This is a genomic window from Micromonospora lacuserhaii, from assembly GCF_036902735.1.
Classification (GTDB): Bacteria; Actinomycetota; Actinomycetes; order Mycobacteriales; family Micromonosporaceae; genus Micromonospora.
The window spans coordinates 1-24,034 of the sequence record NZ_JBAKHO010000072.1 but is presented as its reverse complement, the minus strand read 5'-3'; the positions used below and the strand labels follow the sequence as shown (position 1 = coordinate 24,034).

21 protein-coding genes and 1 pseudogene are annotated in these 24,034 nt (G+C 73.8%); 9 read left to right on the top strand and 13 right to left on the bottom strand.

The features are described 5' to 3' along the window. Both V6U81_RS26965 and V6U81_RS26960 read left to right on the top strand, forming a co-directional pair. Nucleotides 1-774, top strand: a 774-nt coding sequence (locus tag V6U81_RS26965) for an ABC transporter permease (RefSeq protein ID WP_334493450.1), incomplete at its 5' end; no start/stop codon positions are given. After that, the gene (locus tag V6U81_RS26960; RefSeq protein WP_334493447.1) at nt 771-1,859 is read left to right on the top strand and encodes an ABC transporter ATP-binding protein; all 1,089 of its coding nucleotides are present in this window, start codon (nt 771-773) and stop codon (nt 1,857-1,859) included. The genes V6U81_RS26965 and V6U81_RS26960, both read left to right, overlap by 4 nt. A 74-nt stretch (nt 1,860-1,933) precedes the next feature. Here the strand turns inward: V6U81_RS26960 and V6U81_RS26955 are convergent, their stop codons facing one another. Beyond that, nucleotides 1,934-3,154, bottom strand: a complete 1,221-nt coding sequence (locus V6U81_RS26955; RefSeq protein ID WP_334493443.1) for a S8 family peptidase — start codon at nt 3,152-3,154, stop codon at nt 1,934-1,936. A 198-nt stretch (nt 3,155-3,352) separates the two neighbouring features. Here V6U81_RS26955 and V6U81_RS26950 point away from each other — a divergent pair, with 198 nt between their 5' ends. Both V6U81_RS26950 and dtd read left to right on the top strand, forming a co-directional pair. Further along, nucleotides 3,353-4,822: a DUF7782 domain-containing protein gene (locus V6U81_RS26950; protein ID WP_334493461.1), complete on the top strand. Its 1,470-nt coding sequence runs from the start codon at nt 3,353-3,355 to the stop codon at nt 4,820-4,822. A gap of 103 nt (nt 4,823-4,925) precedes the next feature. Further along, complete coding sequence (dtd, locus tag V6U81_RS26945; protein ID WP_334493440.1) at nt 4,926-5,348, top strand: D-aminoacyl-tRNA deacylase; 423 nt, start codon at nt 4,926-4,928, stop codon at nt 5,346-5,348. 85 nt (nt 5,349-5,433) lie between these two features. Here the strand turns inward: dtd and V6U81_RS26940 are convergent, their stop codons facing one another. Beyond that, nucleotides 5,434-6,222, bottom strand: a complete 789-nt coding sequence (locus V6U81_RS26940) for a sporulation protein (protein WP_334493458.1) — start codon at nt 6,220-6,222, stop codon at nt 5,434-5,436. Between the two features lie 213 nt (nt 6,223-6,435). On the opposite strand from V6U81_RS26940, the gene sigB reads away from it, so the two are divergent. Both sigB and V6U81_RS26930 read left to right on the top strand, forming a co-directional pair. Continuing rightward, on the top strand, nt 6,436-7,452 hold the full coding sequence (gene sigB, locus V6U81_RS26935; protein WP_420884096.1) for an RNA polymerase sigma factor SigB: 1,017 nt from the start codon (nt 6,436-6,438) through the stop codon (nt 7,450-7,452). Between the two features lie 89 nt (nt 7,453-7,541). Continuing rightward, nucleotides 7,542-7,949, top strand: coding sequence for a VOC family protein (locus V6U81_RS26930; protein WP_334493436.1), 408 nt, complete (start codon nt 7,542-7,544; stop codon nt 7,947-7,949). Nucleotides 7,950-7,956: 7 nt separating this feature from the next. On the opposite strand, the gene V6U81_RS26925 is transcribed toward V6U81_RS26930, so the two are convergent. The 3 genes from V6U81_RS26925 to V6U81_RS26915 are packed head-to-tail and all read right to left on the bottom strand — an operon-like array spanning nt 7,957 to nt 12,628. Next, on the bottom strand, nt 7,957-10,512 hold the full coding sequence (locus tag V6U81_RS26925; protein WP_334493433.1) for a bifunctional acetate--CoA ligase family protein/GNAT family N-acetyltransferase: 2,556 nt from the start codon (nt 10,510-10,512) through the stop codon (nt 7,957-7,959). 28 nt (nt 10,513-10,540) lie between these two features. Next, the gene (locus V6U81_RS26920; protein WP_334493430.1) at nt 10,541-11,722 is read right to left on the bottom strand and encodes an acetoin utilization protein AcuC; all 1,182 of its coding nucleotides are present in this window, start codon (nt 11,720-11,722) and stop codon (nt 10,541-10,543) included. 48 nt (nt 11,723-11,770) lie between these two features. Further along, on the bottom strand, nt 11,771-12,628 hold the full coding sequence (locus V6U81_RS26915; protein ID WP_334493429.1) for a sulfurtransferase: 858 nt from the start codon (nt 12,626-12,628) through the stop codon (nt 11,771-11,773). A 98-nt stretch (nt 12,629-12,726) separates the two neighbouring features. Here V6U81_RS26915 and V6U81_RS26910 point away from each other — a divergent pair, with 98 nt between their 5' ends. Then, complete coding sequence (locus V6U81_RS26910) at nt 12,727-13,413, top strand: iron-dependent transcriptional repressor DtxR (protein ID WP_334493427.1); 687 nt, start codon at nt 12,727-12,729, stop codon at nt 13,411-13,413. A 51-nt stretch (nt 13,414-13,464) separates the two neighbouring features. On the opposite strand, the gene V6U81_RS26905 is transcribed toward V6U81_RS26910, so the two are convergent. The 3 genes from V6U81_RS26905 to V6U81_RS26895 all read right to left on the bottom strand — a co-directional run bounded on the left by V6U81_RS26905 (nt 13,465) and on the right by V6U81_RS26895 (nt 16,460). Beyond that, nucleotides 13,465-14,016: a hypothetical protein gene (locus V6U81_RS26905; RefSeq protein ID WP_334493425.1), complete on the bottom strand. Its 552-nt coding sequence runs from the start codon at nt 14,014-14,016 to the stop codon at nt 13,465-13,467. Nucleotides 14,017-14,110: 94 nt separating this feature from the next. Next, nucleotides 14,111-15,373: an MFS transporter gene (locus V6U81_RS26900; RefSeq protein WP_334493424.1), complete on the bottom strand. Its 1,263-nt coding sequence runs from the start codon at nt 15,371-15,373 to the stop codon at nt 14,111-14,113. Nucleotides 15,374-15,440: 67 nt separating this feature from the next. Beyond that, nucleotides 15,441-16,460: an aldo/keto reductase gene (locus tag V6U81_RS26895; protein ID WP_334493421.1), complete on the bottom strand. Its 1,020-nt coding sequence runs from the start codon at nt 16,458-16,460 to the stop codon at nt 15,441-15,443. A gap of 163 nt (nt 16,461-16,623) precedes the next feature. Between V6U81_RS26895 and V6U81_RS26890 the strand changes: the two genes are divergently transcribed. Next, nucleotides 16,624-17,202 (top strand): TetR/AcrR family transcriptional regulator, encoded by a 579-nt coding sequence (locus V6U81_RS26890; RefSeq protein WP_334493418.1) that lies wholly within the window; start codon nt 16,624-16,626, stop codon nt 17,200-17,202. Between the two features lie 16 nt (nt 17,203-17,218). On the opposite strand, the gene V6U81_RS26885 is transcribed toward V6U81_RS26890, so the two are convergent. From V6U81_RS26885 to nrdR, 4 genes are all read right to left on the bottom strand, one after another. Further along, complete coding sequence (locus V6U81_RS26885) at nt 17,219-17,461, bottom strand: DUF5522 domain-containing protein (protein WP_334493415.1); 243 nt, start codon at nt 17,459-17,461, stop codon at nt 17,219-17,221. A gap of 315 nt (nt 17,462-17,776) precedes the next feature. After that, nucleotides 17,777-18,712, bottom strand: coding sequence for a DUF2332 domain-containing protein (locus V6U81_RS26880; protein ID WP_334493411.1), 936 nt, complete (start codon nt 18,710-18,712; stop codon nt 17,777-17,779). 133 nt (nt 18,713-18,845) lie between these two features. After that, entirely contained in the window at nt 18,846-21,731 is a 2,886-nt protein-coding gene (locus tag V6U81_RS26875; RefSeq protein WP_334493452.1) for a vitamin B12-dependent ribonucleotide reductase, read from the bottom strand. A gap of 66 nt (nt 21,732-21,797) precedes the next feature. After that, nucleotides 21,798-22,283, bottom strand: a complete 486-nt coding sequence (gene nrdR / locus V6U81_RS26870) for a transcriptional regulator NrdR (RefSeq protein WP_334493408.1) — start codon at nt 22,281-22,283, stop codon at nt 21,798-21,800. A gap of 613 nt (nt 22,284-22,896) precedes the next feature. Between nrdR and lexA the strand changes: the two genes are divergently transcribed. Continuing rightward, on the top strand, nt 22,897-23,682 hold the full coding sequence (lexA, locus tag V6U81_RS26865; protein WP_334493404.1) for a transcriptional repressor LexA: 786 nt from the start codon (nt 22,897-22,899) through the stop codon (nt 23,680-23,682). Between the two features lie 57 nt (nt 23,683-23,739). On the opposite strand, the pseudogene V6U81_RS26860 reads toward lexA, so the two are convergent. Continuing rightward, nucleotides 23,740-24,034: pseudogene (locus tag V6U81_RS26860) on the bottom strand (hypothetical protein); the annotation flags it as partial.

The window sequence follows — 24,034 nt, the reverse complement described above, 5'->3', positions numbered from 1 at the left end:
CTTCCCGCCGCCCGGGTACGGCTCGGCGCGGCCCGCTGGCCGGCGCTGGCCGCCCTGCTCGCCGTCGCCGCGCTGGCCCTCGGCGTACCCGCCGTCAGCCTGGGCCGCCGGCTGGTCGACGGGGTGTCCCGCCCCGGCGCGCTGGCCGAGGTGGCCGCCGCCGCCGGCAACTCGCTCTGGCTGTCGCTGGCCGGCGCCGCCCTGACCATGCTGCTGGCCCTGCCGCTGGGGCTGCTCACCGCCCGGGCGCCGGGGCCGCTGGCCACCCTGCTGGACCGGCTCGCCTACCTGGCGCACGCGCTGCCCGGCGTGGTGATCGGGCTCTCGCTGATCTTCTTCGGGATCACCGTGGCGTACCCGCTCTACCAGAGCACCTGGCTGCTGGCGCTCGCCTACGCCACGCTCTTCCTGCCGCTGGCCGTGGGCGCGGTGGCCGGGGCCGCCGCCCAGGCCCCGCCCGGGCTGGAGGAGGTGGCCCGCTCACTGGGACGCGGGCCGCTGGAGGTGCTGCGCACCGTCACCCTGCCGCTCACCCTGCCCGGCATCGGTGCCGGCGCGGCGCTGGTCTTCCTCACCGGCATGAAGGAACTCCCGGCCACCCTGCTGCTGCGCCCCACCGGCACCGACACGCTCGCCACCGAACTGTGGACGGCGACGTCGGTCGGGGCGTACGCGGCCGCCGCCCCGTACGCGGCGCTGCTGGTCGTCATCTCCGCGCTGCCCACCTGGTGGCTGGTCGCCCGCGGTGGCCTGCTCGACAAGGAGGACCGATGAGCGAGGTCGTGCTGACCGGGGTCGTCAAGCGGTACGGCCCGGTGACCGCGCTGGACGGGGTGGACCTGACCGTCCCGGCCGGCGGGCTGACCGCCGTGCTCGGCCCGTCGGGCTGCGGCAAGACCACCCTGCTGCGCTGCCTCGCCGGTTTCGAACGGCTCGACGCCGGCACGGTCCGGGTGGACGGGCGCGAGGTGGCCGGACCCGGCCGCCACCTGCCGGCACACCGGCGCCGGATCGCCGTGGTGCCGCAGGAGGGCGCGCTCTTCCCGCACCTGAGCGTCGCCGCGAACATCGCGTACGGCCTGGACCGGGCGGCCCGCCGCGGCGACCGGGTGGACGAGGTGCTGGCCCTGGTCGGGCTGGCCGGGTACGGCGACCGGATGCCGCACCAGCTCTCCGGCGGCCAGCAGCAGCGGGTCGCGGTGGCCCGGGCGCTCGCCCCGCGCCCCTCGCTGGTGCTGCTGGACGAGCCGTTCAGCGCACTCGACGCCGGGCTGCGCGCGGGCCTGCGGCACGACATCCGGGAGGCGCTGCGCGCCGACGGGGCGACCGCCGTGCTGGTCACCCACGACCAGGGCGAAGCGCTGTCGGTGGCGGACCGGGTGGTGGTGCTGCGCTCCGGCCGGGTGGTGCAGGCCGCCTCCCCCACGGCGCTCTACCGGGAACCGGCCGACCAGTGGGTGGCCGGGTTCGTCGGCGACGCGGTGCTCCTGCCGGCGGTGGCCTCCGCCGGTGTCGCGCGCACCCCGCTGGGCGCCCTGCCGATCACCGGCGCACCCGCGGACGGGCCGGTGACCGTGCTGGTCCGACCCGAGCAGCTCCGCCTGGCACCCGCCGGGGGCGTCGACGCGGTCACCGCGACGGTGCTGCGGCACGACTTCCACGGCCACGACGCGCTGGTCGCCCTGCGGCTCGCCGACGGCACCCGGGTCACCGCCCGGGTCTGGGACGAGCACGAACCCGCCCCGGTCGGCGCCGAGGTGGCGGTCCGGGTCGAGGGGGCGGCCCGGGCCTGGCCGGCGCAGCCGGTACCCGCCCCGGTCGCCGGACCGGCTCCGCGTCCCGTCCACCCGGTGGGCTGACCGCCCGCCGCACGACGGAGCGCGGCCCGGTGGACAGGGGTGGTGTCCACCGGGCCGCGCCCGTCCGGGTCAGGTCAGCTGACGAAGAGCAGCCGGTTCGGCGAGCCGCTGCCCGGGCTGGTCACCTTGCCAGTGGTGGCGTTGGTGGTGAGGTAGCTCGCCACCTGCGACGGCGAGTACGACGGGTTCGCCGAGAGGACCAGCGCCGCCGCACCGGCCACGTGCGGAGAGGCCATCGAGGTGCCGCTGATCGTGTTGGTGGCGGTGTCGCTGGTCCGCCACGCCGAGGTGATGCTCGACCCCGGCGCGAAGATGTCCAGGCAGGAGCCGTAGTTCGAGTACGACGCGCGGGCGTCGCTGCTGGTGGTGGCGCCCACGGTGAGCGCGGTGGCGACCCGGGCCGGCGAGTAGTTGCAGGCGTTGGCGCTGGAGTTGCCGGCCGCCACCGCGTACGTGACCCCCGAGTTGATGGAGTTGGCCACCGCGTTGTCCAGGGAGCTGCTGGCGCCGCCGCCGAGGCTCATGTTCGCCACGGCCGGCTTGACCGCGTTGGCGGTCACCCAGTTGACGCCGCTGATCACGCCGGTGGTGCTGCCGCTGCCGGAGCAGTTGAGCACCTTCACCGCGATCAGCCGGACCTGCTTGGCCACCCCGTAGCTGGTGCCGCCGACGGTGCCGGCGACGTGGGTGCCGTGGCCGTTGCAGTCGGTGTTGTTGGTGTCCACCGTGTTGGTGCCCCAGCTGGCCCGGCCGCCGAAGTCGGCATGGGTGGTCCGGATGCCGGTGTCGATGATGTACGCCCGGACGTTCGAGGCGGTGTTCGGGTAGGTGTAGCTGGAGTTCAGCGGCAGGCTGCGCTGGTCGATCCGGTCCAGCCCCCAGGAGGGCGGGTTCGACTGGGTGCCCTGGACGGTGAGCACCCGGTCCTGCTCGACGTACGCGACCGCGGGGTCGGCGGCGAGCCGGCGGGCCTGACCGGCGGTCATCTTCGCGCTGAAGCCGGTGAGCGCGGCGCTCCAGACGTCGGCGACGCTGCCGCCGTACCACCGGGTCAGGCTGGCGGCCCGGTCGGGCACGGCGCTGCGGGCGGCGAGGCTGTTGGCGGCGCCGACGGCGTCGCCGGAGAGCACGACCAGGTAGCTGCCGCTGATTGCGCCGGGGGTGTTCGCGTTGCGGATCTGGCCGGTCGGCGCGGCCACGGCGGGGGTGGCGGCGGCGACGGCGAGGGCCGCCGCGGCGGCCGAGACGGCGAACGCGCGGATCACGCGGCGCCGGGGAACGGGCACGGCTGACATCGTCTGTCTCCCTACCGGTGCGCTCGGGCGGGCGGGGGCCGCCGGAACGCCCATCGACGGATGTTGGGGGAAAGCGTAGTGACGTATCGATGAACATTGAAGAGATAACAATCGATTGATGCAGGTCGGGTTATGGATGTGGCGGGTGCCGACCAGTTCGGGTCGCGCGCGAGGCAGGATGGCGACGTGGAACACGACATGCTGCTCTCCCCCGCCGGCGTCGAGGCACTGCGCACCGCGCTGACCCGGGCGAACTTCACCTCGAACGGCATCGCCGACCGGCTCGGCCCGCAGGCGACCGGCGGGGCGGCCCGCAACGACTTCCGCGCCGCGCTGCGCGCCACCGAGGACCGCGACCCGCTCGGCACGCTGATCCGGGTGTTCATCTGCGACCAGACGGAGTCGGAGCAGAGCGTCGCGGCCGCGCTCGCCCCGCTCACCGTCGAGGAGGCCCTCGCGGGCGGGCTGGTCGAGCGGCACGGCGACGGGCTGCGGGCCGCGGTCGACCTGGAGCCGTACGGGGACGACTGGTGGGTGCTCGCCGACGTGCCGGCCAGCGCCCGACCCGGCCGGCCGCTGCACAGCGAGCACGTGCTCGGCATCGGCGGGGCCACCCAGACGTTGATCGGGGCGACCGTCCGCCGGTCGGTGGAGACCGCGCTCGACCTCGGCACCGGCTCCGGCGTCCAGGCCCTGCACCTGGCCACCCACGCCCGCCGGGTCACCGCCACCGACCTCTCGGAGCGGGCGCTGCGCTTCGCCGCCACCACCGCCGCGCTCAACGGCCAGGACTGGGAGCTGCTGCGCGGCGACATGGTCGCGCCGGTCGCCGGGCGCCGCTTCGACCTGGTGGTGAGCAACCCGCCGTTCGTGGTCGGCCCGGGCACCACCACGCACGTCTACCGGGACTCCGGCCGGGTCGGCGACGCGATCGGCGCGGAGCTGGCCGCCGCCGCGCCGGGCCTGCTCACCGAGGGCGGCACCATGCAGTACCTGGCGAACTGGGTGCACGTCGCCGGCGAGGACTGGGGCGAGCGGGTGGCCGGCTGGTTCGCCGGCACCGGGCTGGACGCCTGGGTGATCCAGCGCGAGGTCGCCGACCCGATGGCGTACGTCAACCTGTGGCTCACCGACGTCGGCGAGGCGGCCGACCCGCACCGGATGGCCGCCTGGCTGGACTGGTTCGACGCGCACAAGGTGGAGGCGATCGGCTTCGGCATCGTCTCGCTGCGCCGCTCCGGCCACGCCGAGCCGGTGGTCCGGGTGGAGGACCTGCGGCAGCGGGTGGAGCCGCCGATGGGCGACCACATCGCCGCCTGGTTCGACCGCCAGGACTTCCTCCGGGTACGCGACAGCGACGCGCTGCTCGCCGAGCGCTACCGGGCCGCCGAGGGGCTCCAGCTGCGGCAGGAGGCCACCATGGGCGAGGAAGGCTGGGCGGTGGACCGGCAGGTCCTCGCGGTGCCGCACGGGCTGCGCTGGAGCGAGGAGATCGACCCGCTGGTGCTGGCGCTGGTGGGCGGCTGCGACGGCCGGCTGCCGCTGCGCGACCAGCTCGCCCTGCTCGCCGCCGCGCACGACGTGACTCCGGACGAGCTGGCCGAGGCGGCCGCTCCGATCGTGGCGCACCTGGTGGAGCGCGGCATCATCGAGCCGGTGACGGCGTGACGCCCGGCTGGGCGACTTCGGCCGGCACCACGTCGCCGGCGGGCCGGCCCGCTCGCGCGGCGCTCCGGGCCGCCGGGCCGCACGGCATCGGGGCGGTGCGCTGATGCGGGCCCTGGTGCAGACGGTGAGCCGGGCGAGCGTCACCGTCGACGGTGAGGTGGTCGGCGAGATCGCCGACGGCCTGCTGGTGCTGCTCGGCGTCACCCACGCGGACACCCCGCAGGTGGCGCAGACCATGGCCCGCAAGGTCCACGAGCTGCGCATCCTGGACGACGACCGCTCCGCCGCGGAGACCGGCGCCCCGATCCTGCTGGTCAGCCAGTTCACCCTCTACGGCGACGCGCGAAAGGGCCGCCGGCCCAGCTGGACCGCCGCCGCCCCCGCCGAGGTCGCCGAGCCGCTGGTCACCGAGGTCGTCGAGGCCCTCCGGGCCCGCGGCGCCAAGGTCGAGACCGGCCGCTTCCGCACCCACATGCTGGTCGAGAGCACCAACGTGGGCCCCCGCACCCTCCTCCTGGACCTCTGACCTTTTGTTGATCATGAGGTTGACGGCACTCAGCGAGATCGAGTCCGCCGTCAACCTCATGATCAACGAGGTCAGGTGAAGGCGGTCAGGAGAAGAGGCCGCGGCGGGACAGGGACTGGCGGAGCCAGCCGTCGAGCTGGGCGGCCCAGTCGGTGCGGTCCGCGGTGGCGTGGTCGACGGTGAAGCGGCCGAAGGCGTCCCGGCCCTCGGTGAAGAGGCCGCCGCGCTTGTCCACCTCCAGCACCACCTGCACCTGCTGCGGGTCGGTCACGAAGGTGACCTCCAGCTGGTTCATCGCGCCGGCGTACTGCGGCGCGGGGTGGAACTCGATCTCCTGGTAGAACGGCAGGCTCTGCCGTACCCCGTAGATGTGCCCCCGCTCGACGTCGGCGCGGGCGAACCGGAAGCCCAGCCGCAGCAACGCCTCCAGCAGCCGCTCCTGCGCCGGCAGCGGGTGCACCGCAACCGGGTCCAGGTCACCGGAGTCGACCGCCCGGGCCACCTCCAGCTCGGTCCGCAGCCCCATGGTCATGCCGTGCAGGTGCCGCCCGTACAGGTCGGTCAGCGGGGTCTCCCAGGGCACGTCGAAGCGGAACGGGACGTCGTAGCGCTGCCCCGCCTCCAACCGGAACGCGCCGGTCACCTGCTGGCGGCCGAACTCCTGGTCGCTCTGGTACTCGGAGTCGCCGCTCTCCACCTCGACCCGGGTGACCAGCCCCAGCGCCACGTACGCCACGTCGACGGCATGGTCCCCGCCGGCCACCTGGATCCGGCCCTCCAGCTGACCGCCCGGACGGCAGTTCGGGTTGGTCAGCACCGTCTCCACCGACGGTCCACCGACCCCCATCGCCTGCATCAGCCGCTTGAAGACCACCGCGTCCTCCGTCACCTCGACGCCGGCCCCGGTGGCCGACCGCTGGCACGGTAACCGGGGCGGGCAAGCAACCGCGGGACGTTCGCGCGTTCGGATTGCTGTCGGGTCCCCGATCGCCTCACTCCCGTTTCACGCCCCGGTTGGAAAGCTGTGCATCACCGGCGCCACTGGGGCCGGTACGCGGCACAGAAGCGGACACGGGGAGAGACAGAGATGGCCCTGCAGATGATCGAGAACCAGACGCGCCCGGCCGCCACCATCGACGCCGAGGCCGGCGCCGACACCCTGGTCGACCTGGACGCCACCGACGAGCGCGGAATCTCCACCGACCTGGTGCGGGCGTACCTCAACGGGATCGGCCGGACGAAGCTGCTGACCGCCGCGCAGGAGGTGGAGCTGGCGAAGCGGATTGAGGCGGGGCTGTTCGCCGAGGAGAAGCTCTCCACCTGCACCCCGGTCTCCGCCGACCTGCGAGCCGACCTGGAGTTGATCGTGGCGCAGGGCCGCGCCGCCAAGGACCACCTGCTCGAGGCGAACCTCCGGCTGGTGGTGAGCATCGCCAAGCGCTACACCGGTCGCGGGATGGCCTTCCTCGACCTGATCCAGGAGGGCAACCTCGGCCTGATCCGCGCGGTCGAGAAGTTCGACTACGCCAAGGGCTACAAGTTCTCCACCTACGCCACCTGGTGGATCCGGCAGGCGATCACCCGGGCGATGGCCGACCAGGCCCGCACCATCCGCATCCCGGTGCACATGGTCGAGCAGGTCAACCGGATGGTCCGGGTCCGCCGGGAGCTGTCGGTCACGCTGGGCCGGGAGCCCACGGTGACCGAGGTGGCCACCGCCCTGGAGATCCCCGAGTACCAGGTGATCGAGCTGATCTCGTACGACCGGGAGCCGGTCAGCCTGGACCAGGCCGTCGGCGAGGACGGCGAGAGCGCGCTCGGCGACTTCGTGGCCGCGGTCGACCCGCGCCAGGAGCCGGGCGACGCGGCCGCCAACGGCGAGCTGCGCAACGAGGTGCGGATCGTGCTGGCCACCCTCTCCCAGCGGGAGCAGGCGGTGATCCGGCTGCGGTTCGGCCTGGACGACGGCCGGCAGCGCACCCTGGACGAGGTGGGCAAGGAGTTCGGCCTGTCCCGGGAGCGGATCCGCCAGATCGAGAAGGTGACGCTGCTGAAGCTGCGCGCCCCGGAGCGCGCCCAGCGCCTGGAGGCGTACGCCTGCTGACCCGGTACGACCGACAGGCCCCGGCGGTTCGCCGGGGCCTGTCGCGTGCCGCCCTTGACACCGCGCCGGGAGGGAGCAGGGTCGGGGGTATGAACTGGACCCTGGAAGTGGTGGTGGTACCGGTCTCCGACGTGGACCGGGCCAAGACCTTCTACGCCGACCGGCTCGGCTTCCACGTCGACCACGACACGCGCATCGGCGACGACGTACGGATCGTGCAGCTCACCCCGCCCGGCTCGGGGTGTTCGATCGTGATCGGCCGGGGCGCCGTACCGGACATGCCGCCCGGCTCGCTCAAGGGCCTCCAGCTGGTCGTGGCGGATCTGGAGAAGGCCCGGGCGGAGCTGCTGGAGCGCGGCGTCGAGGTGAGCGAGATCCAGGTGATGGGGGCCAACCCGCGGCCCGTCCCGCACCCGCTGGACAACGTCGGCTTCGTCTTCTTCGCCGACCCGGACGGCAACGCCTGGGCCGTCCAGCAGATCTCCGCCCGCGGCTGACGGCCGGTCAGAGCCGGCGGGGGCCGGTGTCCGGGCGGGCGCCGGCCGAGCCCACCCCGACGGCGGCGTGCAGCACGGAGATGCCGTCCGGGCGGGCCAGCACCGGGTTGAGGGTGAGCGACCGGACCCGGGGCTGCTCGTCGGCGAGCCGGCCGACCCGCAGCAGCAGGTCGACCAGAGCGGCCCGGTCGACCGGCGCGGCGCCCCGGTGCCCGCGCAGCAGCGGCGCGGCCCGCGGCTCATCGACCAGCTCGGCGGCGTCCCGGTCGGTCAGCGGCACCGCCCGCCAGGCCCGGTCGCCGAGCAGCTCGGTGGCGACCCCGCCGAGGCCGAACCCGACCACCGGCCCGAACGCCGGATCCTCCACCAGCTCCACCACGCAGGCCACCCCGGGCGGGACCATCGGCTGGACCAGGACGTCCGCGCCGAAGACGGGCGTCATCTCGGCGTACGCGCGACGCAGCGCGGCCGGGTCGGCGAGGTCGAGGCGTACCGCGCCGAGGTCGAGGCGGTGCCGCAGGCCGGGGGCGGCCGCCTTGAGCGCCACCGGCCAGCCGAGCCGCTCGGCGGCGGCGAGCGCGTCGTCCACGGTGGCCGCCGGGGCGGACTCCACCAGGTCGATCCCGTACGCCCCGAGCAGCCCGGACGGGTCGGAGGCGTCGGCGCGGAGCGCGGCCTGCCCGGCCAGCCGGTCCACCCGGGGCAGCTCCGGCAGGGTCCCCGGATCCCGGCGCAGCCAGGCGGCGTACCCGGTGACCCGGGCGAGCGCCCGGACCGCCTCCTCCACGCTCGGGTACGCCGGCACCCCGGCCGGCACCCGACCGGCGAGGAAGGTGGCCACGGTCGGCTTACCGGCCGCCAGCGCGGCCGGCAGCGCGGCCGTGAAGTCCGCCTCCTCGACGGTGACCTGCCCGGGCAGCGGCGGCGCGAAGACCGCGACGAGGGCGTCCACCCGCTCGTCGGCGGTCGCCTCGGCGAGGGCGGCGGCGAACTCGGCGGCCCCGGCGTGCGGACCGACGTCGCGCGGGTACCCCTCGGCGGGGGTGAGCCCCTGGGCGGCGCAGGCGGTGGCGGCGAGACCGGTCAGCGCGGAGGAGTTGCCCACCACGGCGACCCGGGGCCCGGCGGGCAGCGGCTGGTGGGCCAGGAGCACGCCCAGGTCGAGCAGCTCGGCGACGGTGTCCACCCGGATCACCCCGGACTGGGCGAAGAGCGCGCTGACCGCGGCCTCGTCCAGGGCCGGCCCGTCGCCGAGGCCGGCCGGCCGGGCCAGCGAGGCGAGCGCCACCACCGGCTTGTCCCGGCCGATCCGCCGGGCCAGCCGGGCGAACTTACGCGGGTTACCGAAGGTCTCCAGGTAGAGCAGGATGACGTCGGTGCCGGGGTCGTCCTGCCAGTACTGGAGCAGGTCGTTGCCGGAGACGTCGGCCCGGTTGCCGGCCGAGACGAAGCTGGACAGGCCCAGGCCGCGCCGGGACGCCTCGGCCAGCAGCGCCACCCCGAACACGCCGGACTGGCTGAACAGGCCGACCCGGCCGGGGGCGGGCAGCACCGGGGCGAGGGTGGCGTTGAGGCGTACCTTCTCGTCGGTGTTCGCCACCCCCAGGCAGTTCGGGCCGACGACCCGCATGCCCGCCGCGTGCGCCGCGCGGACCAGCGCGCGCTGGGCGGCCGCGCCCTGGCCGCCTGCCTCGGCGAAGCCGGCGGAGATGACCACCAGGCCGTGCGCGCCGGCGGCGGCCGCATCGGCGACCACCCCGGGCGCCGCGTCGGGGGCCACCGCGACGACCGCCAGGTCGATCTCCGCGCCGGCGTCGGCCGCCGAGGGGTACGCGGGCAGCCCGGCGACGGTCGCCGCGCTCGGATGCACCGGGACGATCGCGCCGGCGTAGCCACCGTCGCGCAGGTGCCCGAGCACGGCCGCGCCGACGCCCTGCCCGGTGGCGCTGGCCCCGTAGACGGCGATGCCCCGCGGGGCGAGCAGCCGGGCGATCGAGCGGGCCTCGGTGCGGTGCTCCCGGCCGCGCTGCACCTCAAGCGTGGCCTCGGTCGGCGCGATCGGGAAGCTCAGGTGCACCACGCCGTCGGCGTACTGGCGCTGGACCTGGTAGCCGAAGTCGGAGAAGACCCGCAGCATCGCGCCGTTGCTGGGCAGCACCTCGGCGACGAAGTGCACGAGGCCGTAGCGACGAGCCGCGTCGGCCAGGTGTTCCAGCAGCACCGAGCCGATCCCCCGGCCCTGGTAGTCGTCCTCCACCACGAAGGCCACCTCGGCCTCCGGCGAATCCGGGCCGAGCCGCTCGTACCGGCCGACGGCGACGATCCGGTCACCGGCGAGCACCACGAACGCCTCCCGGTCGCGGTGGTCGACGTTGACGAAGCGTTGCAGGTCCCGGTCCGGGATGCGCGGGTACGGGGAGAAGTAGCGCAGGTAGCGGGTGCGCTCGGAGAAGCGCGAGTGCATCGCCACGATCTCCGGCGCGTCCTGCGGCCGGATCGGTCGCAGCTGGACGGCGCTGCCGTCGCTGAGCAGCACGTCCACCGGTTGGTCGACTGTGGTCACCGGTCGGTCCCCTCCCCCGGCCACCGGCTCAGTCGCGCGGATCGTGCGGGTCGAGCCCGTGCAGTGGGAAGACCGCCTTGCGGACGGCGGCGACGGCCCGGTCCACCGAGTTCGGCTCGCCGGTGGGCTGCCACGGCTGGTACGTCGGGTCGACGTCGTCGGTCATCCGCAGCGGGACCTCCCGCCCGGGCAGCCGCCGCTGGGCCAGCTCCCGCCAGGCCGGCGGGGTGAGGGTGGCCGGGTCCAGCGGATCGCCGGTGGCCACCGCGAGCAGGTGGCCCCAGGCCCGGGGCACCACCTCCACCAGGGCGTACCCGCCGCCACCGGTGGCCACCCAGCGGCCCTCGCAGAGCTCGTCGGCGAGCGCCCGCAGGGCGATGTACGTGGCACGCTGCCCGTCCACGGACAGGTGCAGGTCGGCCAGCGGGTCGACCCGGTGCCCGTCGGCGCCGCACTGGGTGACCAGGATCTGCGGCCGGAACGCCCGCAGCACCGAGGGCACGACCGCGTGGAAGGCGCGCTGCCAGCCGGCGTCGCCGGTGCCGGGCGGCAGCGGCACGTTCACCGCGCTCCCCTCGGCGCCCGGGCCACCGGTCTCGTCGGGGAAACCGGTGCCGGGGAAGAGCGCGAGCGGGGTCTCGTGCAGGCTGATCGTCAGCACCCGCGGGTCGGTCCAGAAGGCCGCCTGCACGCCGTCGCCGTGGTGCACGTCCACGTCGACGTAGGCGATCCGCTCGGCGCCCAGGTCGAGCAGGCGGGCGATGGCCACCGCCGGGTCGTTGTAGACGCAGAACCCGGCCGCCCGGGCCGGCATGGCGTGGTGCAGCCCGCCGGCCACGTTGACCGCGCGCCGGGCCTCGCCCCGCCAGACCGCCTCGGCGGCGGCCACGCTGGCCCCGACGATCAGTGCGCTGGACTCGTGCATCCCGTCGAAGACCGGGTTGTCCGAGGTGCCCAGCCCGAAGCCGGCGAAGAGCGGGTCGGCCGGGGCGGCGCGCACCGCGTCCAGGTAGCCCGGGTCGTGCACCAGGGTCAACAGCGCGTCGTCGGCCGGCTCCGGCTTGACCAGGCGCACCCCCGGGCGGTCGAGGACGCCCAGCTCGCGGGCCAGCGCGACGGTCAGCTCGACGCGTACCGGGTCGAGGGGGTGCTCCCCCATGTCGTAGGCGAGCAGGGACTCGTCCCACACCACCACCGTGTCGTCCGACATGGGGCCATCGTCGCACGCGGGCCGCCGGCCGCCCACCGCACGCGCGACTCAGCGCGGCGGTTCCTCCCCGGTGGCCACCGGGCGGTCCCGGTCGGCCACCCACTCGCTCCAGGAGCCGACGTAGAGCGCGGCGTCCGGCCGGCCGGCCAGGTGCAGCGCCAGCACGGCCTGCGCGGCGGTCACCCCCGAGCCGCAGTACGCCCCGACCGGCGCGCCGCCGGTCACCCCGGCCCGGGCGAACCGCTCGCGCAGCGCCTCGGCGGCCGGGAAGCGCCCCTCGGTGACGTACGCCGGGGCGGGCAGGTTGACCGCGCCGGGAACGTGCCCGGCGACCGGGTCGATCGGCTCGGTCTCGCCCCGGTAGCGGGGGGCGGCCCGCACGTCGAGCAGGACCCCTTCGTCGGCGGCGGCGAGTTGCGCCGCCGCGGCGGTGTCCAGCACCGGCAGGGCGCCGGGGCGGACGGTCACGTCCCCGGGTGGCGGGGTCGGCACGTCGGTGGAGGTCGGCAGCCCGGCGGCCACCCAGGCCGGCCAGCCGCCGTGCAGCAGGCGCACCTCCCGGTGCCCGGCCCAGCGCAGGGTCCACCAGGCGCGGGCCGCGGCCATGCCGTCACCGCCGTCGTACACCACCACCGGGTGACCGGCGCGGACGCCGGCCGCCCGCAGCGCTGCCTGGAGCGCGACGGGGTCGGGCAGCGGGTGCCGGCCGGCGGCGCCCGGCGGGCCGCAGAGCGCGGTGTCCAGGTCGATGAAGACCGCGCCGGGCAGGTGGCCGGCCGCGTAGTCGTCCCGGCCGGGCGGGCCGGTCAGCCGCCAGCGCACGTCGAGCAGGGTCGGCGGGTCGGACTGGGCCAGCGCGGCGGCGAGCTGGTCGGCCTCGATCAGCGGCGTCTCGGTACCGGACATGGTGCCCAGTCAACACCATCCGGGCAGCGACCTCGCGGTTCGCCGTCCGTCGACCGTCGGGGGCGAGGGGTAGCATCGACCCCCGGGAGGCCGCTGACGTGAAGCATGACCTGGTCGACACGACCGAGATGTACCTGCGCACCATCCTCGAACTCGAGGAGGAGGGTGTGCCGCCGCTGCGCGCGCGGATCGCCGAGCGGCTGCGGCAGAGCGGGCCCACCGTCAGCCAGACCGTCGCCCGGATGGAGCGCGACGGCCTGCTCACCGTCGAGGGCGACCGGCACCTGGCGCTGACCGCGCTGGGCCGCAACAGCGCCGTGTCGGTGATGCGCAAGCACCGCCTCGCCGAGCTGCTGCTGGTCAACGTGATCGGGATGCCCTACGAGGAGGCCCACGAGGAGGCCTGCCGCTGGGAGCACGTGATGAGCGACGCGGTCGAGAAGCGGGTCTACGACCTGCTCAACCGACCGACCCGCTCGCCGTACGGGAACCCGATCCCGGGGCTGGAGGAGCTGGGCTCGCCGGAGCCCGAGGCCGCCGACAGCATCGAGGGCGAGCGCAACCTGGCGTTCCCCGGCCTCACCGGCCAGGTCGTGGTCCGGCGGATCTGCGAGAGCGTGCAGACCGACGCGGACGTGCTGCGCCAGCTGCACGCCGCCGGGGTCGACCCGGGCGCCACGGTGACCGTGGCCCAGGAACGCGACGGGGTGTTCATCGACCGCTCGGGCGAGCGGGTCCGGCTCCCCCGCGAGGTCGCCTCCCGGGTGTTCGTCGCCGCCCACTGACCCGGGCGCCGGCCCGGGCGGCGGATTCCGCCGGCTCGCGCCGGCGTCGGCTCACATCGCTCGGGTGTTGAGCGTCCGGGCCAGCACGACCAGCTTGCCGGCCTGAGCGTCCGCCTCCGACTTCGCGGCGGTCGGGCGCAACGTCCAGCGCAGGGTGGCCAGCCGGTCCTCGGCGGCCAGCCAGCCCACCTCGGCCACCGGCCCGTGCGTCCCGGCCTTCGGCAGCGTCCGGCGGTAGGCGACCTGACCCAGCTTCGGCACCGTCGCCGCCCCGTCGGGGCGGACGTCGGCGGTGAAGGTCGGCACGTCGATCGAGGTGTCGGTGACCGCCAGGGCCAGTTCCGGCCAGGTGGCGGAGGCGGAGCGGACCACGCAGGTGTGGGTGTCGCCCCGGTCGCTGGCCGCCGCCACGTCGAAGCGGCCGCCGGTGTGCTTCGCGATGACCGTGAAGTCCAGCAGCTTGCAGGCGCCGCCCGACGAGGCCGCCACCGCCGCCACCCGCACCGGCGCCGCCTCGGGCAGCGCCACCGGTGTCCCCTGCTCCGCCCCGCAACCGGTGGTCAGCAGGACCGCCGTGGCGGCGAGCCAGATCCGCGCGTACACGTGGAACCTCCGCGATCGTCGGCGGAGGCCCGCCGGATGTCCGTCGGACACCGTACGGGCTGCCCCCGCCGGACGGAACCCCCCGGTCGGCCCCTCAGTCCGCCGGCAGGTCGCGCATCCTCCGCAGTGGAGAGCAGACCACGAAGAGCGACGCGCTCCAGGTGCCCAGGGCGCACACCACCAGCGCCGGCCGCATCCCCCACTGGTCGCCGAGCGTCCCGCCGAAGAGCGCGCCGAGCGGGACCACCCCGAAACAGACCCAGAGGAACGCCGCGTTGACCCGACCCAGCAGCTCCGGCGGGGTGATCCGCTGCCGGTACGACAGGATCGACACGTTGTAGAGCACCACGTTGGCCGAGAACGCGGCCAGCCCGACGACGTAGAGAGCGAGACCCCAACCGGGACGGGCCAGCGGGACCAGCAGGTAGAGCGGCCCCGGCACGGCCATCGCCACCCAGATCAGTCGGGCCGAGCCGACCCGACGGGACAGCCGGTCGGCGAACACGCCGGTGAGCAGGCCACCCGTCGCGCCCAGAGAGAGCACCAGCCCGACGGCCGCCGGGGCGGCGTGCAGCTCCCGCACCAGGAAGCTGACCTCCAGCGAGCTGGTGCCGACGGCGAAGAAGTTCGACGTGCTGGTGCAGGCCAGGATGCTCAGCAGGATCGGCTGGCGGCGGACGAAGCCGAGCCCCTCGGTGAGGGCGGCCCGTAGCGGCACCGGACCGGCGGTGGCCGACCGGTCCCGCGCCGGCGGCCGGATCAGCAGCAGCGTCACCGCGCTGACCAGGAAGGCTGCCGCAGTGCCGAGGAACGTCCGGGCCGCGCCGATCAGCCCGGTCAGGGCGCCGCCGATGCTCGGCCCGACCAGCGAGGCGGCATCCTGGCTGACGGTGAGCCGGGCGTTGCCGGCGACCAACTGGTCGGTCGGGACGAGCTGCGGCAGGGTGCTCTTGTACGCCACGGTGAAGAGCACGGTGAGCACGCCGGAGAGCCCGACGACGACGTACAGCAGGGGCAGGGTGAGGCGACCGACCAGGGCGACCACCGGCAGCGACAGCATCAGCGCCGCCCGGCCCAGGTCGCAGGCGACCATCAGCCGCCGCTGGTCCACCCGGTCGGCGAGCAGGCCGGCCGGGAGCGAGAAGAGCAGGTACGGCAGCCAGGCCAGGACGGTCAACATCGAGACCTGGAAGACGCCGGCGCGCAGCCCGTCCGCCGCGAGCAGCGGCACCGCCACCCCGGAGATCCGGGTACCCACCTCGCTGACCGTCTGTCCGCCCCAGAGCAGGGCGAAGTTCCGGCTGCGCCACAGCGGCACGGGCGCGGTAGGGGCGGGCATCTCCAGCTGGCGGGTCACCGCCACACGCTAGGGGTACGGCCTTCCCGGCGGCATCCGGATTAGGGCGTCGCCGACGTGGGCGGCATCAGCGGCGCCGCAGGGCAGAGTCGAGCAGGGCGGGAGGGGTGTCGTTCTTCTCGTGCGCGGCCAGGTCGACACCGGGAGCGACGATGGCGTCGATCGCGTCGAGCACGTCGGCGGGGAGCACGGTGTCAGCGGCGGCGACCTGGGAGCTCAGGTGGTCCAGCGCTCGGGGGCCGATGATCGCGCTGGTCACGGCGGGATGCGCGGTGACGAACCCGAGCGAGAGCTGGATCATGGTCAAACCGGCCTGGTCGGCGACCTTGGCCAGCTGCTCGACGGCGTCCAGCCGCGCCCGGTTCGACGGGATGGCGGTGTCGAAGCGCTGCGGCATGAACGTGGACCGGTTCGTCGTGACCTCCCGGCCCGCGCGGACCGCACCCGACAGCCAGCCCGAGGCCAGCGGGCTCCAGACCAGGACCCCCAGCCCGTACTGCTCGGCCACGGGGAGAACGTGAGCCTCGATCCCGCGCTGGAGGACGGAGTAGCTGGGCTGCTCGGTGACGTACCGGCTCAGGTGATTGTCGCGGGCGGCCCACTGGGCCTGGACGAGGCGGTAGGCCGGGAAGGTCGAGGTGCCGAAGTAACGGATCTTTCCGGCCCGCTGCAGGTCGGTCAGCGCCGAGAGCGTCTCCTCGTCGCTGGTGGTCGGGTCCCACCGATGGACCTGGTAGAGATCGACGTGGTCGACGTCGAGCCGGCGCAGGCTGTCCTCCAGTGCGGTGACGAGCCAGCGCCGTGAGCTGCCCCGCTGGTTGCGGTCGTCACCCATCGGCATGTTCGCCTTGGTCGCCAGCACGATGTCGTCGCGTCGTCCGGCGATGGCCTTGCCGACCATCTCCTCGGACTGGCCGTTGCCGTACGCGTCGGCGGTGTCGATCAGGTTGATCCCCGCTTCGAGAGCGGCGTCGACGATGGCGGTGGCCTCGTCCTGGGTGGTGTTCCCGATCTTGCCGAAGTTCATCGTGCCGAGCGCGAGAGTGCTGACCTGCACACCGGTGCGGCCCAAGGTGCGGTACTGCATGAGCGCGTTCCTTCCTGGCGGCCGCACGTGACTGCGGCCCTGGCTGGGTGATCCCTCGTCCCCGTGCCATCATGGGCAGACGGAACCGTGTTCCGTTAACCATACGGAACATGCTTCCGTTTAACAAGGCGGATGATCAGGAAGCGGCAGAGGAGGCGCCGGAGTGACGGACGTGGCAGGGCAGGCCCCCCGTAGGCGGGCCGACGCCCGACGCAACGAGAGCGCTCTGCTCGACGCCGCCGCAGCGGTCTTCGTCACCTCGGGCATCGAGGCGCCGGTGCGCGACATCGCCGCCCGGGCGGGCGTCGGGGTGGGCACGGTCTACCGCCACTTCCCGACGCGAGCGGATCTGGTGGTCGCCGTCTACCGGCACCAGGTCGAGGCGTGCGCCGAGGCCGGCGCGACCTGCCTCGACAGCGCGACCACCCCGTACGCCGCACTGGCTCGATGGATCGACCTGTTCGTCGACTTCCTCGTGACCAAGCACGGACTGGCCGCCGCGCTGCGGTCAGACGATGCCCAGTTCGAGGCCCTGCACGCCTACTTCCTCGATCGGCTCGTGCCCGTGTGCTCCCAACTGCTCGACGCCGCGGCCGCCTCGGGCGAGATTCGCGCCGACGTGGAGGCCTACGAGCTCATGCGCGGGGTCGGGAACCTGTGCATAGGCGCGGACAGCGACCCTCGCTACGACGCGCGTCGACTGGTCGAGCTCCTCATCGCCGGACTACGCCCACCGCGCTGACCCCGGATTCCTCGTATCAGTCGTCGACGTACGGGCAGTGCCGGCAGCCGCGACCGCAGCAGGTGCCCCGGCGGGCCAGGAAGCCGGCGCTGAGCACGAAGAGCCCGCTGCCCGGGTCGAGGTAGCCGGCCTCCCCGGCGGCCAGCGCGGCGGTGTGCGCGGCGAGGATCCGCGCCCGCTCCGGGTGGTCCAGGGGCAGCCGGGCGGGATGCGGCTCGGTCAACGGCCGGTCCGCCAGCGGAAGTCGCTCGCCACTCATCGTCGGCGAGTCTACGGAGGCGGTCGCATGCCCGGGTGGACCTGCTCACCTGCCCCGCCGACGTCCTCGCCGACCGGCTGGACGTCGCCGGCCGCCCCGATCAGTCCGGGTCAGCAGGTCGACGGACGCCACGAGCGGGGGTGACCCTCCGTAGCCTCCGCCCTGCCGCTCTTCGCGGAGAGCGATATGCCTCAGCGTCATATTTATGACGCAGAGGCATATCGCTCGTGACAGCAACCGGTCCGGGCCGCACGCCGGAACCGAAGACGTGCCGCCGACGAGCCCGGCGCGTTAACGCCCGCGTCGCCGTGCTGGTCAGCCGAACCAGGTCATCGCCTGGCCGTGCGACCGGGTCCAGGCGAGCGGCAGTCCGTCCAGCGCGAGCACGTTGTGCAACGCCTCGCCCGGTGGCTCCGGCAAGGCGTCGTGGGGCAGCACCTCCGCCGCCTCGTTGGCGACCCAGTGACCGGGCAGTTCGCGCACCACTGCGGCGAACGCCTGCCGCCGCGCCGCCGGCACCTGGTACAGCACGGAGCTGTGGAACACCACCAGCGTCGCCCCGGCGGGTGCCCGCGCGGCCAGCGCCGGCAGGTCGTCCACCAGGTCCCCGCGGACGAGCAGCGGCGGGTCGGCCGCCGCGACCCGCGCCGCCGCCCGGAGACGGGCGCGGCGGTGCGGGTGCTCCGGCCAGATCAGGGCCTCGAGCCAGGCGACGTCGGCGGGGTCGGTCACGTCCAGGGGGTTCAGGTCCAGACCGGCCCGCCACACCACCTCGGGTGGCCCGGCGGGCGGCGCGATCCCGGTGACCGCGCACTCCAGGACCGGTTCGCCCGCCCCGACCCGGTGGTCGCCGTACCGGTAGGCGTACCGGTCGGGGTAGAGGCAGAGCCCGGCGGAGGCGCCGACCTCCAGCAGCGCGAGCGGCTGCGGCAGCGCCGCGAGCACCGGCAGGAGCACGGCACACCGCCCCGCCTCGTTCGTCTGGGTGGCCCGGGTCCGCAGCCCCGCCCGGATCACCGGCCAGCGCTCCACCGCGAAGTCGTGGAACGCCGCCGGGTCGTCGACCGGGCCGCCGAGCCACCGCACGACGGCGAACAGCAGTTGCGGCTGCCGCCTGGCCGGCGGGAGCGTGCCGAGCAGCGCGAGAAGTTCCTCGTCGCGGGCGACCGCGAGGGCGAGCCGCTCGTACGTGGGCGACACGCCACGCGCCTCCCGGGCGGCGAACTGGGCGTACCTTCCAGCGGTCGTCACGCCTCGATGATCGCAGTTCTCTCCGTCACCTCAGAACAGGTGATCGCCGTCGCGGAGCAGATCACCGTACGGCCCTGACGACGCGATCGGGCCCCGGGCGTGCGCACACGCCCGGGGCCCGATCGGTCGTACGTCAGCTGCAGCCGCTGGTGGAGCCGCAGCCCTCGCAGACGTAGCAGCTACCGGCCGGCCGCATCTTGGTGCCGCAGGTGAAGCAGAGCGGCGCGTCGGCGGCCTTGCCGATCACGGCCTCCAGCAGCTCGGTGGAGGAGCCCACCGCAGGCGCCGGCTTGGCGGCGGCCACCTCGACCATCTCCTGGGCCGGCTGGGCGATCGGACCGGTCTTCGTCTCCGGAGACTCCAGCGGAGCCGAGGAGGCCATCGCGGTCAGCTCCGCGCCGCTGACCGAGGCGCTCTCCGCCTCGGCCTCGGCCCGCAGCTGCGCGGCCCGCTCCTTGGCGGTGAAGATGCCCAGCTCGGCGCGGCGCTCGTAGGGCAGGAAGTCCAGCGCCAGGCGACGGAAGATGTAGTCCATCACCGAGGCCGCCATCCGCACGTCCGGATCGTCGGTCATGCCGGCCGGCTCGAAGCGCATGTTGGTGAACTTGCTGACGAACGTCTCCAGCGGGACGCCGTACTGCAGGCCGATGGAGATGGCGACCGAGAAGGCGTCCATCACGCCGGCCAGGGTCGAGCCCTGCTTGGACATCTTCAGGAAGACCTCGCCGAGGCCGTCGTCCGGGTAGGACGACGCGGTGAGGTAGCCCTCGGCGCCGCCGACCGAGAAGCTGACCGTCTCCGACGGGCGCTTCTTCGGCAGGCGCTTGCGCACCGGCCGGTACTCGACGACCTTCTCCACCACCGGGGCGGCCTCGACGGCCGCCGGCTCGGTGGACTTGTTGGACTTGGCCACCGAGAGCGGCTGGCCGACCTTGCAGTTGTCCCGGTAGATCGCCAGCGCCTTGAGGCCGAGCTTCCAGCCCTCGAAGTAGATCTTCTCGACGTCCTCGACGGTCGCCTGCTCCGGCATGTTGACCGTCTTGGAGATGGCGCCGGAGACGAACGGCTGGACGGCCGCCATCATCCGCACGTGCCCCATCGGGGCGATGGACCGCTCGCCCATCGCGCAGTCGAAGACCGGGTAGTGCTCCGGCTTCAGGCCGGGGGCGTCCACCACGTGGCCGTGGTCGGCGATGTGCTCGATGATCGCCTCGACCTGCTCCTCGGGGTAGCCGAGGCTGCGCAGGGCGCGCGGAACGGTCTGGTTGACGATCTGCATCGAGCCGCCGCCGACCAGCTTCTTGAACTTGACCAGCGCCAGGTCCGGCTCCACGCCGGTGGTGTCGCAGTCCATCATGAAGCCGATGGTGCCGGTCGGCGCGAGCACGCTGGCCTGCGAGTTACGCCAGCCGAACTTGTCACCGACCTTGTTGCCCTCGGTCCACTGCCTGGTGGCCTCCCGCTGGATGGCGGTGGCCACGGTGCCGGCCGGCTTGATGGCGTCGTTGGCGGCGGCGTGCTTGCGCATGACCCGCTTGTGCGGCTCCGCGTTGCGGGCATAGCCCTCGTACGGGCCGACGACCCCGGCCAGCTCGGCCGAGCGGCGGTAGGCGGTGCCGGTCATCAGCGAGGTGATCGCCGCGGCCACCGATCGGCCCTGCTCCGAGTCGTACGGCAGACCCGACGCCATCAGCAGCGCGCCGAGGTTGGCGTAGCCGATGCCGAGCTGCCGGTAGGCGCGGGAGGTCTCACCGATCTTCTCGGTCGGGAAGTCGGCGAAGCAGATCGAGATGTCCATCGCGGTGATGACCAGCTCGACCGACTTGACGAACTTCTCCACCTCGAAGCCACCGTCGGCACGGAGGAACTTCATCAGGTTCAGCGAGGCCAGGTTGCACGAGGAGTTGTCCAGGTGCAGGTACTCCGAGCACGGGTTCGACGCGGTGATCCGCCCGGTCTCCGGGCAGGTGTGCCAGTCGTTGATGGTGTCGTCGTACTGCAGGCCCGGGTCGGCGCACTCCCAGGCGGCCTGCGAGATGGCGCGGAACAACTTCTTCGCGTTGATCGTCTCGATGGTCGCCCCGTCGAGCCGGCCCCGCAGGTCGAAACCGCCGTCGTTCTCCACCGCCGTCATGAACTCGTCCGAGACCCGGACCGAGTTGTTGGCGTTCTGGTACTGCACGCTGACGATGTCGGCCCCGCCCAGGTCCATGTCGAACCCGGCGTCCCGCAGCGCGCGGATCTTGTCCTCCTCGCGCGCCTTGGTGACCACGAACTCCTGGATGTCCGGGTGGTCCACGTCGAGGATGACCATCTTCGCTGCACGCCGGGTGGCGCCGCCGGACTTGATGGTGCCCGCGGAGGCGTCCGCGCCGCGCATGAAGCTGACCGGGCCGGAGGCGTTGCCGCCGGAGGAGAGCAGCTCGCGGGAGGAACGGATCCGGGAGAGGTTGACGCCGGAGCCGGAGCCGCCCTTGAAGATCAGCCCCTCCTCCTTGTACCAGTCCAGGATGGAGTCCATCGAGTCGTCGACCGCCAGGATGAAGCAGGCGCTGACCTGCTGCGGCGACGGCGTGCCGACGTTGAACCAGACCGGCGAGTTGAAGCTGAACACCTGGTGCAGCAGCATCCAGGTCAGCTCGTGCGCGAAGATCTCGGCGTCCGCCGGGGTGGCGAAGTAACCGTTCTCCTCACCGGCCTTGCGGTAGGTGGTGACCACCCGGTCGATCAGCTGCTTGAGCGACCACTCCCGCTCCGGGGTCCCCACCGCGCCCCGGAAGTACTTGGTGGTCACGATGTTGGCCGCGTTGACGCTCCAGGACTCGGGGAACTCCACCCCGCGCTGCTCGAAGTTGATCGAGCCGTCCCGCCAGTTCGTCATCACGACGTCGCGGCGCTCCCACGCCACCTCGTCGTAGGGGTGCACGCCCTCGGTCGTCCAGACCCGCTGGACCTTCAGTGCCGAACCCACGCCGGCCTTGGCCCGCGACCGACTGGTTGTCACGCCGTCCCCCGCCATCTCATCCGCCCCCTCGTCTGCGCGGTCACCCACCGCGCGTCGTCACTGTCAGAAATCAGAAAAAACTCAACTGGTACGGCCTGCGGCCCCGACCGCGCCGGCCTCGCGGGCCCGTGCCCGCAACGTCTCGATCTCCCGCTCGAAGTCGGCCAGCGAGTCGAAGGACCGGTAGACGCTGGCGAAGCGGAGGTACGCCACCTCGTCCAGGTCCCGCAGCGGGCCCAGGATCGCCAGCCCCACCTCGTGGCTCGGGATCTCGGCGGCCCCCTTGGCCCGTACGGTCTCCTCGACCTTCTGCGCGAGCAGCGCGATCGAGTCCTCGTCGACCGGCCGGCCCTGGCACGCCTTGCGCACCCCGCCGATGATCTTCGTTCGGCTGAACGGCTCGGTCACCCCGCTGCGCTTGACCACCGCGAGGACGGCCTCCTCCACCGTGGTGAACCGCTTGCCGCACTCCGGGCAGGAACGGCGGCGACGGATCAGCTGCCCGTCGTCGGCCTCCCGCGAGTCGACCACCCGGGAGTCGGCGTGTCGGCAGTATGGACAGCGCATCGCCTGACCTCCTTGATCGACCCTGGGTGCGCGCCGCCCGCACCCGGGCACGCTTCGACCCGGCGAGGCCGGTTTCTGCGGCCCTCGCCGTCCTCGACGGTACGGGAGTGCGGTCGGTAGTCGAACCCAACCTGTAGGCGACTTACGCCCATGTGACTACTACATCTAGGGGTCGACCGTAGGCCGCCGACCGGTCGCGGTCAAGTTGGCCGGCGTGTCCGGCGCGTCACCTCAGACGATCTTCGGCGCACCCCCTCCCGGGAGAACTCGACGGCCAGCGGAGCGCCCGCCGCCGACCTCCCAACCGACCGGAGCGCCGGGAGGTTACCGGCCGTCCGGCCGGCAGCCGGGAAACGGACGGCTACCCCGAAAGCGCCTACCGGTCGAACAGCAGTTCGACGAGGACGTACCATTTATCAGAACGCGCGTTCGAGATACCAGGATTTCCGTCCGACACGCCGACGGCACGTCGTACAGATGTTTGAAAATGACCGATCTCACCTATACGGTCATGAACGACCGGGCGCGGCGCGAAACGCCGGACCGGGCACCGCGACACCCCGCACGCACCACGAGCCGCCAAGGCACCCAGCGCCGACCAGGGAGGACGGACGTGACCGAGGACCGGGCCAGCCGGCAGAAGAACCCGCAGCCGATCGCCGAGGCGGGTCCGCCGGCCACTCGGCGCCCCCGCGTTGCCCGCAGCCGCACCGGCCAGCCGGCCGTGCGGTCGGTCACCCCGGTGGTCAGCAGCTTCCCCGACCCGGCCACGGTCGACCTCACCGCGCGGCAGCGTCGCATCCTGGAGTTCATCCGCAGCTGGGTCGAGCGGCACGGCTACCCGCCGAGCGTCCGGGAGATCGGCGAGGCGGTCGGGCTGGTCTCCCCGTCGAGCGTCGCCTACCAGCTCAAGGAGCTGGAGAAGAAGGGCTTCCTGCGCCGGGACCCCAACCGGCCCCGCGCGGTCGACGTCCGGGCCCCCAGCGACGCCGCCGACGACGAGCTGAGCCGCGCCCAGCGGCCCACCCCGGCGTACGTGCCGATGCTGGGCCGGATCGCCGCCGGTGGCCCGATCCTCGCCGAGCAGGCGGTGGAGGACATCTTCCCGCTCCCCCGCGAGCTGGTGGGTGAGGGCGAGGTCTTCATGCTCCAGGTCAAGGGCGACTCGATGCTCGACGCGGCGATCTGCGACGGCGACTGGGTGGTGGTCCGCCAGCAGCCGACCGCCGAGGCGGGCGACATCGTGGCAGCCATGCTCGACGGCGAGGCGACCGTCAAGACCTACCGCCGGCGGGACGGGCACGTGTGGCTGATGCCGCAGAACCCGGCCTTCGACCCGATCCCCGGTGACGACGCCACCATCATGGGCCGGGTCGTCGCCGTGCTGCGCCGGATCTGAGCACCTGACGAACGAGGGGTGACCGCCGGTCGGCGGTCACCCCTCGTTCTCGTCCGATCAGTACCGCTCGCCCCGACCGGGCCGCTGGCCGTGGCCGTACTGGCCGCCGCGCCGGTCGTCGGGGCCGCCGTCGCGGCGCGGGCCGTGCCCCTGCTCCCGCGGCCCGGGCTCGCGGCGGGGCGGCTCGGACCGCCCGCCACCGCCGTAGACACCGCCGCCGCGGGGGCCACCGCCGTTGTTCGGCACGGCGCCGTTCGGCGGGCCGCCGGGGCGACCACCACCCGGCCCGCCACCGCCCGGCGCACCGCCGCCGCCGTAGACCCCGCCGCCCGCCGGCCGGCCGCCGCCGCCG